Source organism: Lactiplantibacillus garii (assembly GCF_003885105.1).
GTDB classification, from domain to species: Bacteria; Bacillota; Bacilli; order Lactobacillales; family Lactobacillaceae; genus Lactiplantibacillus; species Lactiplantibacillus garii.
The window spans coordinates 1-2,893 of sequence record NZ_QWZQ01000091.1 but is presented as its reverse complement, the minus strand read 5'-3'; the positions used below and the strand labels follow the sequence as shown (position 1 = coordinate 2,893).

Annotated in this window: 4 protein-coding genes; 1 reads left to right on the top strand and 3 read right to left on the bottom strand. The window is 42.5% G+C overall.

Going from position 1 to position 2,893, the window contains the following annotated elements:
• Window positions 1-823, bottom strand: an 823-nt coding sequence (locus D1831_RS14050; RefSeq protein WP_148096382.1) for a DAPG hydrolase family protein, incomplete at its 3' end; no start/stop codon positions are given.
• A gap of 110 nt (window positions 824-933) precedes the next feature.
• Between D1831_RS14050 and D1831_RS14045 the strand changes: the two genes are divergently transcribed.
• Complete coding sequence (locus D1831_RS14045) at window positions 934-1,482, top strand: TetR/AcrR family transcriptional regulator (RefSeq protein WP_125073432.1); 549 nt, start codon at window positions 934-936, stop codon at window positions 1,480-1,482.
• A 47-nt stretch (window positions 1,483-1,529) separates the two neighbouring features.
• On the opposite strand, the gene D1831_RS14040 is transcribed toward D1831_RS14045, so the two are convergent.
• A complete protein-coding gene (locus D1831_RS14040; RefSeq protein ID WP_125073431.1) occupies window positions 1,530-2,108 on the bottom strand; it encodes a TetR/AcrR family transcriptional regulator in 579 nt (192 codons plus the stop codon).
• Between the two features lie 351 nt (window positions 2,109-2,459).
• Window positions 2,460-2,783: a PepSY domain-containing protein gene (locus D1831_RS14035; RefSeq protein WP_125073430.1), complete on the bottom strand. Its 324-nt coding sequence runs from the start codon at window positions 2,781-2,783 to the stop codon at window positions 2,460-2,462.
• Between the last annotated feature and the right edge of the window lie 110 nt (window positions 2,784-2,893).

The window sequence follows — 2,893 nt, the reverse complement described above, 5'->3', positions numbered from 1 at the left end:
ATTCTAACCAATTATCCTTTTGTTCAGTATATAGGTTAGGGAGTATTTCGTTTAGGTGCGTGATTTCCTTGTGGCTATGAACGATAAACATGGATGGCATGCCAGAAATCATCTTTTTTAAGATTGGTTTTGGGAGTTTCTGAGAAAACGGTTTACCATTTTTGATACGGTGGCCCATCCAACTGCAGACAACCCATTCGTTTTGACCTTGGTCATTTTCTCGTAGATATTCAAACATAAGGACCGGATAATCCAGTGGACCAATCTTAGTGCTATTGTTAGCCACTACAATGGCTTGGCATTTTGGTGTCCCAACAAGGTTGTTTTTTAAGCCTACGGATTCTGGTGAGACAAAATGAAGCTCACCAGTCGTTGGGTTACCACCATTCCAGGATTCATTAATCTCACAGTTGATTCCCCAGAGACGTTCCCGAATTGGAATCTTGGAATTTAGAATTCTTTGACGGGCCTCGTCAGAAATTTTCACGCCATAATGATCTTCAGGATTCCAAAGAGCATAGCGCAAGGAATCAAGTTGATGCCAAATCATCCACCATTCTACCATTTCACCGGTGATATTAGGTGCGGGTGTGACACAACTAATGAACAGTGTTCCGTCGTCCATTAAATACACACCATTGGGAGCCGGAGTATAACTGCTGGTCTGAACAATTGCACGGTCAGCAAATTTGATAGCTGCGGATGGATTCGGTTTAAGTGATTTGATCCGTTTGACCTCTGTATCACTGACATGATCAATGTTTTTCAAGAATTTATAATAACTTTTCTTTTCTGCGCCTTTATATAAGGGAACTCTACTCATAATATCCTCCTAATTAGATAAGTTAGTTTGACTTAAATACAACGGGTAGTGTATCTTAAATTAAGATATAAAACAATCGTTTCATAACATACAAAACAAAGAGGTGCACTTTGTATCATATTAAGAAGGATAAACGAGCAAAAAAATCTGCAAAACTTATTATAGCAGCGATGGATACTTGCCTTGTAGGGCAGGACTTCGAAGAATTGACGATAACAGAAATCTGCCAAGTCTCGACAGTTAGTAGGGCTACCTTCTACCGCTTATTTGATAGCTTGCAGGACGTTATTGATTATAAATGCGAATTATTTGCTGAGAATTTTTCGAAAACAGTTAGGGGGACCACCAGTTTAAAAGATTTACAGATTGCTTTCTTTACGGAATGGATGTCAAATATCAAATTATTTAAGTTAGTTGTTTCTCTTAAAAGAACGGATATTATTTACGAATGTCATCGCAAACAATTAGTCGAGATTGGTAATGGCTTTGTAAATTACGGCAGTGATATTACGCTTTCAGATCATCATATTGCAATCCTAACAAGTACGATGATTGGTACGTTGCTTGTTTGGTATAACCATGGATGTCAGGAATCCCCACAGCAATTGGTCACCTCGTTGAACCAGGTTCTTCGGGATATCACTAGCATCTTCGGCTAATCGTTATAACAGCAGTGAGATAATATTGAAAAAAGAAAGACGACCAATTACTGGTCGTCTTTTTTTGATGCACTGGTCACTTGAAAGAGGAGTAGTAGCAGTTTAGTCATTGCTTGATGACTGAGCGGTTTTTCGGCCGACAACCAGTCGATGATCAGCTTAGCGAGCCCCGTGGTGTAAAAATCGACTAGCCAGGGTGCAATCGTGGTCGCCTCATCTTGGGTGAAGTGTTGATTTTGAAATAAACGTTGTTGGTATAGCGCGGATAGATCTTGATGCGCTGAGGTGAGAAACAGGGTGTCCTCGTGTGTTTGAAATAATTGGATCAGCTGACGGTTTTTTTCCAAAAAAGTGACAAACTGATCCATCCGTTCCGCGTCGGTGCTGGTGTCGGAAACGCTGACCGGAATGAAAGCCTGCCGGAAAGAATCGAGCAAGCGCGTTTTTAAGGTTAGGACTAAAGCGTCGATGTCCGGGTAATGAGCGTAGTAAGTCTTGCGGCTAATGTGGGCCCGTTTAGCGAGTGCCGTTACCGTGATCTTGTTAATGGGTTGGGCTTGAGCTAACTGAATAAAGGCGGTTTCGATCGCCTGATTGGTTTTAATAATGCGTTGGTCGGTCGCCATGTGGACACCTCTAAATAAAAGTTTGTGCCATCATTTTACCACTACTGGCGACACAAGGGATGACGGGCGGTGGCGGCGGTTAATGAAGTGATCATCTATAGCAATAATTAGCAGGACGCTACGTGGGCAATTGTCGTTTCGTTGGTCAGCGTGGGGAGTGTTGGGATTGACCATGTTGATGGGGCGTTAGTTAGTCCGGCCATCCCAAAGGTCGTGAGCTGGTGGGTGATTATGATAAACATGGTTTGACACAAAAACGGTCACTTCAGACGAAGCGACCGTTTTTGTGCGGTGATGGTGGGGAGCGTGGGAGCAACTAAAAGCTCAGGACCAGTCTGTTTTTAATTTTTATTAAAGACGATAAATATCAAGAATACTTCCGGTATTGGCGTCGGCTAAAAATTCGTACTGCACGAGCTGACCGTCTTCGTAGCGGGTGATTCCGCCGTAGTAGACGTCGGTACGCAGTGCAAATTTTTGAAGCGGCGACTTTTTCATTTCAATCCAGGAGCCTTCAATCGGGGCTTCCTTTAAAAAGGCCCGCTTGACCTGATTTAAGATCTGGTTGGGGGTTGGTCGGCGCAACCGTTTTAACAGGCCGCCAACGGAAAAGCCCCCGGCGATACCAGCCATGCCAACTGCTAATAGGCCGCCATATTGTAATTGTTTATTCATGTTGCGTACTCCTTTCGACCAACTTTGCTGAAAATGCTTTATTTAAATTTAGTATACCAATGATTGACGATAATACAAAGAAAAGTCATAATTAATCAGTAAGATTTTGC

What these genes read in the sequence shown, in the direction of transcription:
- D1831_RS14040 (WP_125073431.1), bottom strand. Translation starts at nt 2,108, where the DNA reads ATGGCGACCGACCAACGCATTATTAAAACCAATCAGGCGATCGAAACC.
- D1831_RS14035 (WP_125073430.1), bottom strand. Translation starts at nt 2,783, where the DNA reads ATGAATAAACAATTACAATATGGCGGCCTATTAGCAGTTGGCATGGCT.